13 protein-coding genes are annotated in these 12,787 nt (G+C 68.0%); 8 read left to right on the top strand and 5 right to left on the bottom strand.

Annotated features, from left to right (window positions below; genetic code table 11):
• Positions 1–82 precede the first annotated feature (82 nt).
• From N8I86_RS38260 to N8I86_RS38240, 5 genes are all read left to right on the top strand, one after another.
• Positions 83–805: a hypothetical protein gene (locus tag N8I86_RS38260; RefSeq protein WP_263280274.1), complete on the top strand. Its 723-nt coding sequence runs from the start codon at positions 83–85 to the stop codon at positions 803–805.
• A 28-nt stretch (positions 806–833) separates the two neighbouring features.
• Positions 834–1,022, top strand: coding sequence for a hypothetical protein (locus N8I86_RS38255; RefSeq protein WP_143611399.1), 189 nt, complete (start codon positions 834–836; stop codon positions 1,020–1,022).
• A gap of 72 nt (positions 1,023–1,094) precedes the next feature.
• Positions 1,095–1,598, top strand: coding sequence for a hypothetical protein (locus tag N8I86_RS38250; RefSeq protein WP_143611401.1), 504 nt, complete (start codon positions 1,095–1,097; stop codon positions 1,596–1,598).
• Between the two features lie 6 nt (positions 1,599–1,604).
• Positions 1,605–1,982, top strand: a complete 378-nt coding sequence (locus tag N8I86_RS38245; RefSeq protein WP_143611403.1) for a hypothetical protein — start codon at positions 1,605–1,607, stop codon at positions 1,980–1,982.
• An 836-nt stretch (positions 1,983–2,818) separates the two neighbouring features.
• Positions 2,819–3,358 (top strand): hypothetical protein, encoded by a 540-nt coding sequence (locus N8I86_RS38240; RefSeq protein WP_143611405.1) that lies wholly within the window; start codon positions 2,819–2,821, stop codon positions 3,356–3,358.
• A 296-nt stretch (positions 3,359–3,654) separates the two neighbouring features.
• Here N8I86_RS38240 and N8I86_RS38235 read toward each other — a convergent pair whose 3' ends face one another.
• On the bottom strand, positions 3,655–4,413 hold the full coding sequence (locus N8I86_RS38235; RefSeq protein ID WP_263280273.1) for a DUF2182 domain-containing protein: 759 nt from the start codon (positions 4,411–4,413) through the stop codon (positions 3,655–3,657).
• Positions 4,410–5,024, bottom strand: a complete 615-nt coding sequence (locus N8I86_RS38230) for a DUF1326 domain-containing protein (RefSeq protein WP_073898911.1) — start codon at positions 5,022–5,024, stop codon at positions 4,410–4,412. The genes N8I86_RS38235 and N8I86_RS38230 overlap by 4 nt, the downstream gene beginning before the upstream one ends.
• A gap of 774 nt (positions 5,025–5,798) precedes the next feature.
• Between N8I86_RS38230 and N8I86_RS38225 the strand changes: the two genes are divergently transcribed.
• Positions 5,799–7,010: a M4 family metallopeptidase gene (locus N8I86_RS38225; RefSeq protein ID WP_073898913.1), complete on the top strand. Its 1,212-nt coding sequence runs from the start codon at positions 5,799–5,801 to the stop codon at positions 7,008–7,010.
• Positions 7,007–7,318: a protealysin inhibitor emfourin gene (locus N8I86_RS38220; protein ID WP_263280272.1), complete on the top strand. Its 312-nt coding sequence runs from the start codon at positions 7,007–7,009 to the stop codon at positions 7,316–7,318. Before N8I86_RS38225 ends, N8I86_RS38220 begins: the two co-directional genes overlap by 4 nt.
• A gap of 124 nt (positions 7,319–7,442) precedes the next feature.
• On the opposite strand, the gene N8I86_RS38215 is transcribed toward N8I86_RS38220, so the two are convergent.
• Positions 7,443–8,303, bottom strand: a complete 861-nt coding sequence (locus tag N8I86_RS38215) for a thermonuclease family protein (protein WP_263280271.1) — start codon at positions 8,301–8,303, stop codon at positions 7,443–7,445.
• A gap of 633 nt (positions 8,304–8,936) precedes the next feature.
• Between N8I86_RS38215 and N8I86_RS38210 the strand changes: the two genes are divergently transcribed.
• Entirely contained in the window at positions 8,937–10,151 is a 1,215-nt protein-coding gene (locus tag N8I86_RS38210; RefSeq protein ID WP_263280270.1) for a hypothetical protein, read from the top strand.
• On the opposite strand, the gene N8I86_RS38205 is transcribed toward N8I86_RS38210, so the two are convergent.
• Both N8I86_RS38205 and N8I86_RS38200 read right to left on the bottom strand, forming a co-directional pair.
• Positions 10,135–11,856 carry an asparagine synthase-related protein gene (locus tag N8I86_RS38205; protein ID WP_263280269.1) on the bottom strand — a complete coding sequence of 574 codons (1,722 nt, stop codon included), beginning with the start codon at positions 11,854–11,856 and terminating at the stop codon, positions 10,135–10,137. The two genes, N8I86_RS38210 and N8I86_RS38205, sit on opposite strands and share 17 nt — an antisense overlap.
• A 61-nt stretch (positions 11,857–11,917) precedes the next feature.
• On the bottom strand, positions 11,918–12,541 hold the full coding sequence (locus N8I86_RS38200) for a lasso peptide biosynthesis B2 protein (RefSeq protein WP_263280268.1): 624 nt from the start codon (positions 12,539–12,541) through the stop codon (positions 11,918–11,920).
• Between the last annotated feature and the right edge of the window lie 246 nt (positions 12,542–12,787).

The raw sequence follows: 12,787 nt of genomic DNA, 5'->3' as shown, positions 1-12,787 counted from the left end.
GCCCCAATGGTCAATACCCCTGCAGGCCTTACCCCCGTAGCGTCACGACCACCCCTTGTAACACCACCCATCAGGAGCAGCAGTGCGTTCTGGTTCCCCCTGGCAGCGCGTCAGCACAGCAGCAGTCGCAGGCGCCGCCGCTGTCGCGATCCTCGCCCCTGCCGCCTCGGCCGCCCCGGCGGTCAACGGCACCCCTCACGCGCATGCCTCACAGGCCGGCACCGCCCTGCCCCGTCAGCTCACCCAGGACGCCTATGTGGCGTGGCTGAAGAAGCAGCACACCGACGCTGCCGCCGCCACGCTCAAGGCCTTCACCAAGCTGTCCAACCTGAGGAAGTACATCTTCCTCCAACAGCTCCAGAACCGGTCCGCCTACGCCGCGCTGCAAGCGCAGCTCAAGGGTGGCCCCAAGGGCTTCCACAAGACCGTCCCTTATAACAAGGTCATCAGCATCGCCCGCGACGTCGCCATCACCAAGACCCGTGGGAAGAAGCCCGCTACGACCGTCACCTTCACGGTCACCCAGACCATCTACAACATCCCCGTCACCTCGCACACTGTCTGGGCCACCTACCAGACGGCCAAGGGCAAGCAGCTGAAGGTCACCGACAGCGGCGCCCGTGTCACCAACACCAACGGCGCGTACGCGATCAAAGCCACCAGCAGCGGCAGCACTCACACCGGCGCCACCGCCCAGTGGCACGGCGCCCCGCGAGTGGCCTCTGTCGGAAAAGCCATCGACAAACAGCAGAGTGTCGCCACCAGCGCCTCGGTGTCCTGGAAGGCCGGCCTCACCACGAACTGAACCACGCCCCGATACCTGCGGGGCGACCGTGAGCGCCACGCTGTGCGGCACGCTCACGCCGCCTGCATCATCGCCCACCCCGGCCGCCATCGATCGCCACCGCAGCGCTGATCCGCGCGGGGCCGACAGGTTGCCGGCTCCCTTCGTGCACCGCACCTACGATCACGCGGTGCAGCAAGCAGTAGTCGAAGCGTCGATGGCGACCAAAGCGCATTGATCCGTACGCCCGCCCAGACCCCGATGTGCTTCCTGGACACCGAGCGGGTGACCTTCCCTGAATCGAGGAGACATGCTGACCACGCGACACACCCTTGCCGCAACCGCCCTGGCCATCATCGGAGTTATCGGAGCCGCCGCCCCCGGGTCGGCCCACGACAGCGGCCATGCCGGACCGTCAACCGTGGCACAGGCCAAGAAGGACCCGTGCGCCCACGCTCCCGAGTCCAAGGTCGTCCGCACCTACACCCGGGGGCCCAGGATTGGACCGAAGCTCGTGGTCGTCCTGCGCTGCGGCTCCTCCACGTGGGGTTACCGGCACCTGAAGAAGAAGGGCCGCTGGTCCACCGCGTTCGACCGGAAGATAGCGAACACCGTCCAGTCCGGAACGATCACCGTTGACATGCCGGGACGGCGGATCTTCGACGACATCCTCAAGCAGTGCCCCCCGAAGAGCCGGTTCAAGGTCGTTACGAATCCCGGCAAGATGGGCAGGAATCCCCACATCAACCCGCAGGGTATCGTCACCGCCTACATCAACCCCGACAAGATCGGCGTAGCTGCGAAGAAGTGTTGAGAAGCCATGCATCCCACCACACAGGTCCGTGATCTTCTCAGGCCCTTTCTCATGGGGCTGCACGACTTCGGCGCCGAAGTCCTCGGCGAGCACGACTGGGTCGAGGTGGTCGGACTCGAGGCGAGCCCGCACAAAGGCTCTTACCTCCTAGAGGCCGAGCTGTTCGGGCGCGGACGCACGCGCGGTGTCACGGACATCGGCCCGCGCGGTGAGCATTGGAAAGTGCGCCTGGACTGCAAGGACCACCTGTCGCACGGCTTCTTCCAGGATCCGCCGGCCTGGGAGGACGTCCGGGCCGCGGGCAACGGGCTGACTCTCCAGCTCAAGCTCTGGTGGGACACCCATCCACCGGGAGGTGGCCGGTCGGCGGACAGGCTGGCCTGAACGTCGCCTTGGGCGGGTGCACCGCGAGCTGGCTCGATCCAGTCCCAGCCACTGCACAAGCCTGTAGTGACGTCGGCTGGGGCTGCGAGCGCGGGGAACGGGACGAGGCCGACCCGGCCGGTGTGGACGCGGGCGATCGGGACGATGCCTTCACGGCGAAATCCGGCCTCGAGCGCGGCCCGTGAGGCGGTGCTCTTCATGGCGGCCCGCAGTTCCCGACGCGGGAACTGCGGGCCGAACTGCTGGTCGCTCAAGGTCATCGGGCCAGTGCCCCGGTCGCCTCGGTGGTCCCCGCGACGGCAGGCTCAAGGCATGCCCCACAGCCGAGCCCAAGGAGCCCGGCCCGCCTGCTGTTCCGTACCGCTGCACCGATGCGCGGGCCCACCGCCTCAAGGCTGTCCAACCCAGGCGGCGGGCAGGTGCTCCCTTAGGAACACCTGTGACCACCATGCACCGCGGTGACAATCGAAGCCGGGAATTATCACACCCCCAGGTCCTGAGCCAGTCGCTCGAGGACCTTCTGGCCCAGGCCGAGCACCTCCACTGCCGTCAGCGTCATGCCGGTCGGCTTGCTGCCGTCCGGTGGGTGCGGTGCCGTACGAGCCGGGAGGCGAAGAGACGACTGCCCGGCGGATCTTCAGGCTAGGCCGAACCGCGGTGGTGCGAGGACGGCGGGCGCCGGCACGGGACGATCTGCCGGCCCTCTTGGGATGTGATCTCGCCGTCCGCGCCGGCACCCCGCCCCGGAGCAGGCCGTGGGGTCGATTCCCGCGTCCCTGTCGCCGGTGTGTGGGCGGGCGAGGGCGGCCTCGGGGAGCGAAGCTGAGGGCGTGGGTATGAAAAGTGAGCATCCGGCGAGTGCTGAGCAGATCTGGGCGGCGTTGGCTGCCCTGGGGGCCGAACCGGTGGCGGATCCGCAGGTCCGCTCCGAGGGGCCGCGGGAGGCGGACCGCCTACGGCTGCTGGGCGCACTGCTGGCCACGGCAGAGTGGGAGATCACTGCTGCGACGCGGCTGTCCGAGGAGGGGGAGATCGAGGATGTCCTGCAGACGTCGCTCGGTTGGACGGACCGGCTGGGTCGTGACCCCGGCCTCGCGGTGAACGTCCTGACGAACAGGCTGCAGCGCACCGCCATGCAGGTCTCCGAGTCCGAGGGGGAACAATCGCTGCCGGGCCGGGAGGCGTCTTTCGCTGCCGCCATGACGGCGTTGTACACCCTCAGTGCCCAGATGCATGCCGATCGAGGTGACGTCGAGGGAACCCGGCGGGCTCTGGGCGGGGCGGAAGAAGCCCTCATTGACGTCATGCAGGGCGTGCACGACCTGCGGATTGCCATCGGCGATGGACCCCGGGAGACCGAGGGGCCGGAGGACTGACCCGGCATCCCGGCCACTCGTAGCCGCCCCGGCACCCAGGTGACCGGCGAACACCCGGCTCGCGGGCATGGTGCCCGCCGTCCGCCTGGGCCGGAACGGACCGGCACGACCGCCGAGGCGACCTCACCTGCACCAGGTGCGATGCGGAGCGCGACCGAAGAGCTGGACGAGGCCGGGCTCGGAACCGCATACGTCCGCGAAGTCACCGCAATGGTCCGTGCAGGCCGCGCCCGCGAGCGAGCCCTCTCGAAGCGGCCGCCCCGCACCGAGGACTTCTCGGCAGGCGCCGCCCGTGCTCACATCCCGGCCATACCGCCGCCGGTGAGACCCGGAGCCAGCGCCGGGACCCAGAAGACGGCGACGGCCAGGACGATCGAGGCGATCCCCACGGCACGGGCCACCAGGCGGCCGAACGGAGCGAGTTTCTCGGCGGTGATCACGGCGGCCAGGACCACCATGGCCCACAGGTTCATCACACCGAACGCCGCCAGCAGCACCATCAGCGACCAGCAGCAGCCCAGGCAGAAGGCCCCGTGGTGGGCTCCGGCACGCAGATCGCGCGAGGCCCGCGGGTACGAGGCGTAGCGCAGCATCAGGCCGATCGGCGAACGGCACCTCGCCAGACAGCGGTCTTTCAGAGGCGTGAGCTGGTAGACGCCGCTGACCGCGAACACGGCCGCGGCCACCGCTGTCCCCGCCGCAGGGGTGAGGTGCGCCGCCCGGCCGAGGCCGACAGCCAGCGCATACGCCGGCAGCCCGGCCGCGGCCCAGACGAGCAGGTAGGCGAGCGTGAAAACGACCATGCGCGGTGCCCGGTGCACGGTGAGGGTGCGTGCGTACAAGGCGGCGACGGGCGCCGTGGCGGGCAGCATCATCGCCGTCATCATCAGCGTCCACACGGCCAGGAAAGCGGCCAGGCCCAGGCCCATGGTGCCGGGCACGGCCGGCATGCCGCCCCAGTGCGTCACCACCCAGACCCAGGCGGCGGCCGCCACGACCAGCAGCAGCCCGGCGGGGACCACCCGGATGCGGACGATAACCGGCCCACCGGTCATCCGGACCACATGAAGGGCGCCGAGTGTCCGTTGCCGCCCGTGAAGTCCCAGGACCGGCCGTACACGCCGTCGCCCGTCGCCCGGGTGGACCGGGCGATCGTCAGTGTGCTGTTCACCGGGTGGAACATGCCCGTCAGACTCATCACCGGGCCGTCCTGGCCGAACTGCGGGGCGATCTGGTCCTCGATCTCGATGTCGATGGCATCGCCCACCCGCACGGCGTGGTGGCGACCGTCGTCGCGGTAGTCGATGGGGACGCGTTCCACGCCGAGGACCTCGCCGATGAGCGGAGCGAGCCCGGCCATCGGGCCGCCCGCCTGGCCCGAGAAGACCTTCCCCAGCGCCTCCGCCTGGCCGTCATCGGCTGAAGCGTCGACGTACAGCGCCACCTGCCAGCCGCCCTCGGCCATCACCCGCGGCCCGTCGATGAAGACGGCCACGCTGCGGTCGGAGACGTCCACGTCGTCCACGGTCCCGCTGTCCACGTGAAAGGCGAAGGTCACCTGGCAGCGCTCGTGGTCGGCCGGTGCGGTGAGGCCCGAAGTGGTGCAAGGGCACACCACGTCACAGTTACAGCTCTCCAGGTATGTGCCGCTCAGATTCCAGGGCATGACTCTTCCTCCCTGCTGTGCGGCACTCCGGGGCAGAGAGGGTGCACCGAGAGGGTTCGCTCCGCCCCGGTGCCGCTCCATTCCAGGCTATTCCTGACGGCACTCATCGTGCAGATCCGCTGTCCGTGCAGTTCACCGGCCTGTACGGTACGGAATCCGTGGGGCACCCGGGAGCTCGATGCGTCATCGACGACGTCTTCTTCTTCATGGCGCGTGCGATCTCCGAGCCGGCGGCCTCGGCGCCGGTGGAGCGATGATGCTGATGCGGTGACAGCGTCAACAATTCGAAGAGGTTCGGACCGACTTGACCGACATGGGGCGACAACTCCACAACCGGCTAGTCCCCTCCTCTCGCAGTCGGCCCGCGAAAGATGACCACGTCTGCCAAAGAGCATGTGACCGCTGTTCTTTGGCCTTGGCCGCCGCCCGGGACTCATCGTTCTATCGTCAAAATTTGAATGCGAAATATGACCTGATCCTGGCTGTTGTAGGATGCAGGGCTTATTGCGTGAGCGTAGTGTTGTCCAGGGGGAGTTGAAGGCCGATCAAAGATTCTTCGGGCAACGAACAATTTCCCCCTCGTGCCGTGGACGGCAAGTAACTGGTGATGTCAGCGCGACCGCGCCGCTGCACTGGGGATGACGACCGTGCTGAACAAAGAATCCCACCTCGCGTTGACGGTTGAAACGCGACGATCGGTGATCCGGTACCAGCTGAGCAGCCGTCAAGGTGACGCGTGCTCGGCCATCGGTCCTCTCGCTCAGGAGGTGTCCCATGAGCAGGGCTCGCCCAATCAACTGCATCATCCCCCCGTACATCCTCGACAAGCTCCTGGACAGCGATGACGGCGAGGTGCGCCAGGCCGCCCTGGACACCCTGCTGGTCACCGCTCGCCTGCGGGGCGAGCGATCGGTGCGGGCGTCCTTCGCCGGCGCGGCCGCCCCCGGTGACGGCCGGCGCACCGTCTTCGACTGCGAGCAGGCGGAGATTCTGGTCAACGCCGTTCTGGCGAGGCCGGAGGACGGCCCGGAGTCCGCGGATCCGTCCGTCAACCAGGCGTTCGAAGCGCTCGGTCTCACGCGTGACTTCTACAAGGAAGTGTTCCAGCGCAATTCGATCGACGGCCGGGGGATGCGCCTGGACGGATACGTCCACTTCGGTTTCCAGGTCAACAACGCCTTCTGGGACGGACGGCAGATGCTCTTCGGCGACGGGGACGGCAAGGAGTTCAGCAACCTCACCGGATCCCTCGAGGTGATCGCCCACGAGCTGACGCACGGCGTCACCGACAACACCGCGGAGTTCGAGTACCACAACCAGTCCGGGGCTCTGAACGAGTCGATGTCGGACGTGTTCGGGTCGCTGGTGAAGCAGTGGTCGAAGAAGCAGACGGCTGAGGAGGCGGACTGGCTGATCGGGGGTGACGTGTGGACCCCGGGGATCGGCGGCGACGCCCTGCGGTCGATGAAGGACCCGGGTCAGGCCTACAACAACCCGCAGTTCGGGAAGGACCCCCAGCCCGACCGCATGAGCAAGTTCATCCACCTGCCGGACACAAAACGAGGTGACTTCGGTGGGGTGCACTACAACTCCGGTATTCCGAACAAGGCGTTCTACCTGACCGCTGTGCGCATCGGTGGATTCGCCTGGGAGGCTGCCGGAAGCATCTGGTACGAATCGCTCAAGGCCTCCAGCGCCGAGGACGGGTTCGAGGACTTCGCGGGTACCACCTTCCAGAAGGCCGGGGAACTGTTCGGTGTCGGCAGCCCCGAGCAGTCGGCCGTACTGTCGGCGTGGCAGGAGGTGGAAGTCCCGCTCCGGGGAGTCCCGACCGGAGTCGCCCGGGTGCGGAGCCTCGCGGCCAACGGCAACGGCGGCGCGGGCCGGGAGAACGGCCTGGAGGCCCTCGCCGGGCAGCTCGCGGCTCTGAACGACAAGGTCGCGGGGCTGGCCAAGGACGTGGCCGCGCTGAAGGGCACCGGGTGAAGGTGACCCTGGAGACCTACGGCGGGCTGGCGGCGGTGACCGATCGCCGCCGCCCGCCCAAGGTGCTGGACACGGACGATCTGTCCGAGACCGCTGCGGCTGAACTGTCCGACCTGCTGGCGGCGGCCGTCTCGACGCCCCTGGAGGAGCGGGTGGAGCAGGCCGGCCGTGCCAGGGACGCGATGAGCTACACGATCACCGTGCAGGACGGCGACCGGCTGACAGCCATCGAGCAGTCGGACGCCGCCATGACCCCTGCGTTCGCGTCCCTGCTCACCTGGCTCAAGAAGCACTTCGCGCAGCAGTGACGCGCGAGGCGTGAGGCTGCGCGGCAACGTGAGGCTGCGCGGCCACCCTCCCCGTCGGGGGGCATCTCCCGCATCTCACCGCCGGGTTCGCCCCGCCCGGCGGGGCGAACCCGGCGCAGTGGGCTCAGGCGTCCTCGAAGAGGAGGTCTTCGGGCGGGTGGGTCATCCGCACCGTGTGGTCGTTGGTGACTTCCACGATGTGGTGCAGACCGGCCCGCCGTTCACCCGTGGAGAGGATGGAGAAGCGGTCCTGGACACCGGCCAGGAAGGCCGGGAGGCAGGCCAGCGGCATGCTCAGGTGGAGGTAGTCGACCAGCCTGCGGAACAGTTTGGGCAGGATCACCGCGTCGTCCGTCAGCGAGGCCAGTCCGGTGGTCTTCGCCCCGGTCGTGGTCACGTCGCTGGGCCACAGGCCCCGGCCGGCCTCCCGCGCCTCCGTGGCCGCGGCGGCCATCTCGGTCCGCAGGCTGGTGAACAGGCTGCGGTAGAAGGTCGGATAGGCCAGCCCCTCGGTCAGCAGGTGGTGGTTGACGGTCGTCCGCAGCACGGCGGCGTCGACGTCGATCTCCAGGCCGCTGGTGCCGGGCGCGGGGCCGTTCCCGGCGAGCGCCACGCAACGGCCGTGGACGTCGGCGCCGCGGGTGAGGATGAATCCGGGAACCGTCTCCGGGGTGGTGGCGGTCACCGTCTCGCCCGAACCGCGCTGGACGTCGGTGAATCCGAGCCGGCTCAGCAGCTCGTCCCGCGCCGCGTGCGCGAATTGCAGGGGCTGGTGGACGCGAGTTGGACCGTAGTGCGTCTCGAGCGCGTCGATCGCGTCCAGGCGCAGTGTCGCCCGCCCCACGGCGTTGTGCTCAACGGCACGTCCGGCGCCCCCGCCGACAAGACTCCACTCGGTGGGGTCGTCGGCCGTGAAATGGACGGTGTCACCGTCGGGTTGGGTTCCCTTGATCTCGTAGAAACCCTTGATGAGCAGCATGGGCATGATGACTCCTCGGTAGGGGGACGGCCAGTGAGTCGGAGTCCTTGCGTTCAAGAGGGCAGACTCTGCGGTGCCTTGGTCTTCGCGGGTCCGGAGGCGCTGTCTGAGAGGGAAGCGCGGTTGGTCCGGCATCACCAGGCTCGGCGCAGAACCGCGCCACGGGAATCACCTTCCGAGCACACGCCACGGAATTCGTTCAGGCGTCAACTGACCGTCGATGACGAGTCTCGCGCGCTCACAGAAGGGGTCAACACCAGCATATCCGGGTCCTGCTGGATCGCAGCTCGGGCGAGACCGTAAAAATATGTCATCGGAGTTGGGTGAAAATCGAACGATTCCGGATGTCGTTGCCGGAAGCGACGACATGGCATCGGGGAATTCGCGAGTACGGCCGTTACCGCGTCAGTGCACGATGGGTGGGCCGACCGGCGGAATGTATGTGGTGATCCCGGCGGAATGTGTGTAGTGATCGCCGTGGATCACATCGGAGCATGGTGATCGGATTCCTTTGCGTCGCCAGGAGGTGATCGTGTGACGACTTCCCCCGAGCCTAAGTCAGGGGGCCGCTCCGGCTCGTACGTGATGGTACGACGGCGCATGACGAGATCCCGATGCGCGCGGGCGGAAATGGCATGGGTGGTGCTGGTCCTGCTCCTGACGGCGCTGCCCGTGGGCTGGTGCGGCTTCAAGGACTTCAGGGAGGCTCTGACCTTCCCGGGGTGCGTTACCGGAGCAGCCCTCATGTTGGCGACACTCATCATGGTCGTGGGTATTGCCGCGGTCGTGGACTGCTGGGTCCGAGGGCCGATCTCCAACTTTAGAGTGGTCGCGCTGGTCGGTACCGGCGTCGCATTGTTGACGAACATCTTGCTCGCCCTGCAGACCTGGAATGATGGCGAGATTGTCCGTTTCAAAGTACTGTCCCTCGTGCTCATTGTATGTTCGCTATCCGCTGTCATCCTGGTATGGCGAAGGCTGGATGAAATCCCCGCCCCGAGGCGGGTGGCCGCGGCACTCGTCATCTCCACGGCCGTGGCGGTCGCTAATTTCGGCTACCAGTACCTTTTCCAGCCGTATCGGCGCGACGCCACGCCTCTCGTGCAGCTGGCGGTGGGCAAGGCGGTGCTCAGTGCGGACCGCAAGGCATTCTCCGTGCCTGTCGAAATCAAGCTTGTAAATCACAGCGATATCGGTTTCTACGTGCTGGGCGCCGAGTTCCATGCCATGGGAGAGGACGTGGCGGTCAGCCCGAGGGACCTGGCCCTCTCGAAGTGGCGAGAGCAAGCCGAGAAGTGGGCCGTGTCTCGGGAGAAGCACCCGCTCACCCGCAGGGAGGTCTACCAGCCTGGCAAGCTGGTGGCGGCGCAGCCGTGGATTCCCGCCGGGAATTGGATCAAGGCGAACGACGAGTCACTCACGCGGACCGTTGTTCAGCTTCCGAGCAACACGAATTTCGACAAGCTGACGTTCTACGCCACCCTGAACCTCGCACGTAAAGACCGGCTTGTCGTGGAAAAATTCGACGATCCTCAGTACTCCTGGAAGGGCTTCGCGCTGCCTGCCTGGGCAAAGGACAAGAAGGAGGAAGAGGAGGACACCATCATCCAGTCGTCCGATATGCGAGAAAACAATGCAATCGATCATTACACGAGAAGAGCGCGCCGCGTCACAACGTACTGGACCTTTGGTCAACATGGTGTAACCGTGGCGCCGGCCATCGTGCCGGAGGGTGAGGAGAGCCGTCCCCTCTCTGAGCAGATGTTCCGTGAGGTAGTGAACCGTTACGGGCTGATCGACGTCTATGCCGGCCCGGTAGAAGAGACCCTGGACGAGGTCAAGGCGAGGCGCTGAGAAGCCCCTCCAGCCACATCACCAGGGCGAGGGAGCTGTTCACGCGATCCCAGGAGTACGCGTCCCCCACCCCGAGCCGCGCCTCCCGCACGGCCCGGCACAGCGTCTCGACGTCGAACATCTCCTGCACCAGTGGATGCCTCGCGCAGCGGCACAGGCCGATGAGGTCGTCGCCGTGTACCTGCAAGCCGCGGACGTACAGCTGGTCGAAAGGGGTTTTGACCGTCCGGTGGTGGATGCGGGCGGGCAGCAGATCCGCCATCGCCTCACGCAGAACCGCCTTGGGCCGCCCCGGACGGAACGTCGCCTCGGCGGGAAGGCCGCGCATCAGCGCGATGACCTCCTGGTCGAGGAAGGGATGGGAGAGGAAGTAGCCGTCCTCCCGCGCGCGGTGCCAGGACAGCAGGTCGGGAGCGGCGAGGTAGTTGGCCGCGTCGTAGAGCGACCGCTCCGGCGCGCGTCCGAAGACGAACCTGCTCTCCGCGATGGCGGCCTCACGGTAGCCGTGGGCCCGCGCGAAGCCGGAGCGCAGCCATGGGGGACGGCTGAAGGCGCCGAGACCGCCGAGCACCGTGCCGGGGGAGGCGAGCATGCCGATCCGCTCGGCCGCCAGAGGAAGAGCCGGTTTCAGGACGTAGTCGTGGACGATGTCCCGCACGCCCCGCTCGCTGCCCTGGGCCCAGGCGCGTGCCTGCAGCGCCAGCCCGCGCAGCCGTCCCGTGCGGGCCAGCCGATGCAGATGAAAGGGGTTGGTGTCGGCGATCGGATCGGCTCCGCACCCGGTCAGGAGGATGTCGCAGCCCCGCTCGGACGCCGCGGCATGAAGCCTGCTCCAGAACGGCGCCCGGAAGGCGTGCGCATGCGGTTCGTCCGCGTCTCCCGCATGGTGGCGGAAGTCGTCGAAGTCGGCCACGTCGCCGGCATCCACGATCACCGGGCGGGCTTCGGGCGCATGGCGGCGGATCTCCTGGATCGCCTCCTTCAGGTACGGCTGCTCCGCGGCCAGTTCTCCGCTGCCGAAGCGCCCGGAGAGCAGGACGAGACCCCCGTGACGGCTGCCTTCTCCGGTCAGTGTCCGCGCGGCGAGCAGGGCGACACTGGTGGAGTCCAGGCCGCCGGAGACGTGGCATGCCGTCGTCGTGCCCATGCGGCGAGAGACGGCGTTCTCCAGCGCGCGGCGCAGCTCCTTGGCCGCTGTGCCGGGGCCGGCGTCGCCCGCGGCCGCCGGCGGGAGTCCGCCGGAAGCGGAGGCGGGTCGCCGAATGCGGCCGTGCAGCCGCCCGGTGGGGGACAGCTCCACCACCTCGCCGCCCAGGACCCTACGGACTCCCGTGAACGGGGTGAGTGCCGTGTGGGGCTGCGCCATGTTCCCGGTCAGGTAGCGGCAGAAGTAGCGCCGCTCCAGCTCTTCGGCGTCACCGAGGCTGCGCGCCGAGCTGCTCACCGCGCTCACCCGGCCGTCGGACTGCCGGAAGAACAAGGGGATGCGTGCGGACTCGTCCCGCATCAGCAGGATGCGCTCGCGGTAGACGAGGACGGCCGCGTAGTCGCCGTTCGGCGGACGCGGCACGACTCCTGCTCCGGCGAAGGCGTCGAGGAGGCGGTGCGCACCCGCCACGCGGTCGCGGAACGAGCCGACCCAGCCGACGACCGTCGCGGTGCCGGCCTCTGAGGAGACCGTCGTCACCAGCCCCTGTTCCGCCATGTCCTTCGCAGCCCGGAGCCGTGGCGCACCCGCGGCCCACTCGAGGCGGACCGCTTCCACCTCACCGCCCTCCGGGGTCGATGGAGAGAATCGGTGCGAACGCATGCCCGCGCGGGTCGGCATCCGGGATGCACAACCCGGCCGCGGACGTCCAGGCGTGCAGGGCGAACGGGTGCTCGCGCATGCCGACGTGCAGCACGGCCCGCAGCCCGGATCGCCGCAGCAGGACGAAAGCCGTCACGGCCTCGGCCTTGCAGTCGTCGTTGACGAACCAGCTGGTGTGGGCCAAGGACTGCACCGCCCGTTTGAGCCGCGCCACCTCCTCGGCCGCGGGGGGCTCCGCACGGACGTAGTCCGGGGCCGCCACGGACAGGAACCGCAGGACGCGCCCGAATCCCACCGTCGCGATCAGCAGGCGAACTCCGCGGAGCCAGAGCCCGATCTCGGCGTTCGCATACTCCTTCCGGCGGGCCGGCGCGCACCCGGCACGGACGAGAGCGTCTGCGAGCTCCGCGCGTTCCTCGGCGCTTCCGTGCACGAACGTGTGGACGTCCGCCGTGGTCATGCCGAGGAAGCGGGCCCGCCTGAAATCCGCGATCAGAGCTCCGCCGGACATCTGGACGACGCGGCAGGACGGCGACAGGAACCGCCGCACCGCCACCAGGGCTTCGGCGTGGTCGGCCACCGCGCATCCTCCCCTCGACGGCCGGTGGACGGTGTCAGGCGTGGTATCCGTGACCGTCGTACATGCCGCCGCTGAAGCCGCGAATCAGACGGCCGCCACCGAGAAGAAGAAGCCTGTGCGGCCTGCGGCGCCGATGCAGTATGCGGATGAACATGGCCTACCTCCGAAATTGGGTAGGAGTAATCAATTACAGGCTACTCTGCGCGAAATCTCCTGCAAATCGGGAGCCCGTGCCCCTCAGCACCC

Origin of the sequence: Streptomyces albidicamelliae (genome assembly GCF_025642175.1) — a bacterium.
Classification (GTDB): Bacteria; Actinomycetota; Actinomycetes; order Streptomycetales; family Streptomycetaceae; genus Streptomyces; species Streptomyces albidocamelliae.
This window is presented reverse-complemented; position numbering and strand designations above follow the sequence as displayed.

What these genes read in the sequence shown, in the direction of transcription:
- N8I86_RS38205 (WP_263280269.1), bottom strand. Translation starts at nt 11,856, where the DNA reads ATGGCGGAACAGGGGCTGGTGACGACGGTCTCCTCAGAGGCCGGCACC.
- N8I86_RS38225 (WP_073898913.1), top strand. Translation starts at nt 5,799, where the DNA reads ATGAGCAGGGCTCGCCCAATCAACTGCATCATCCCCCCGTACATCCTC.
- N8I86_RS38215 (WP_263280271.1), bottom strand. Translation starts at nt 8,303, where the DNA reads ATGCCCATGCTGCTCATCAAGGGTTTCTACGAGATCAAGGGAACCCAA.
- N8I86_RS38245 (WP_143611403.1), top strand. Translation starts at nt 1,605, where the DNA reads ATGCATCCCACCACACAGGTCCGTGATCTTCTCAGGCCCTTTCTCATG.
- N8I86_RS38250 (WP_143611401.1), top strand. Translation starts at nt 1,095, where the DNA reads ATGCTGACCACGCGACACACCCTTGCCGCAACCGCCCTGGCCATCATC.
- N8I86_RS38240 (WP_143611405.1), top strand. Translation starts at nt 2,819, where the DNA reads ATGAAAAGTGAGCATCCGGCGAGTGCTGAGCAGATCTGGGCGGCGTTG.
- N8I86_RS38230 (WP_073898911.1), bottom strand. Translation starts at nt 5,024, where the DNA reads ATGCCCTGGAATCTGAGCGGCACATACCTGGAGAGCTGTAACTGTGAC.
- N8I86_RS38235 (WP_263280273.1), bottom strand. Translation starts at nt 4,413, where the DNA reads ATGACCGGTGGGCCGGTTATCGTCCGCATCCGGGTGGTCCCCGCCGGG.